At 45.1% G+C, this 503-nt stretch carries 1 protein-coding gene; it reads right to left on the bottom strand.

Features of this window, described 5'->3' with window-relative positions; translation table 11 throughout:
• Nucleotides 1–329: helix-turn-helix domain-containing protein (locus RX395_RS09955; RefSeq protein ID WP_316367332.1), on the bottom strand; the 329-nt coding region annotated here is incomplete at its 3' end.
• Nucleotides 330–503: the final 174 nt, after the last annotated feature.

The following is a 503-nucleotide window of genomic DNA, read 5'->3' as shown; positions in this document are numbered from 1 at the left end:
CCATAGAATACCTGGACGCCGTCCAATGGAGAGAATGGAAAAACATTATACAGAGAAAACAGGCCACCCTCATCAATGAGGGGCGTCATTGTAGCAATATCCTTGACTGTATAATTGTTCTCGCCATCTCCAGCCAGAGCATTGAGGGTAATCTTCAGCCCATTGGCTATTTTCCATACAGTTGTGATTGTAGGAACGGATTCGCCGCGCTCAATCTTGCTAAGCATAGCCTTGCTGATTCCGGTCAGCTCTGATACATCATTTAGGTTCAGCCCTCGCTTATCCCGAATTGCTTTCAGGTTTTCTCCCAAAGCAGAGAAATCATTCATGGTGTGATAACCGCCTTTCTTTTCTGCAAACAGGCAGACTGGTTCAACTACAGCTGCCCCTCTGTTGAAAGCTGTAATGTGTTATTTTGAGTTCAATTATAAGCACATCTCACCAGAAAAATCAAGCATTTTGTCACATGCGGTCACCATTGCCTGAGTAGAGGGGTTGCTGCT

Source organism: Collinsella aerofaciens, assembly GCF_032584215.1.
Lineage (GTDB): Bacteria > Actinomycetota > Coriobacteriia > Coriobacteriales > Coriobacteriaceae > Collinsella.
This window is presented reverse-complemented; position numbering and strand designations above follow the sequence as displayed.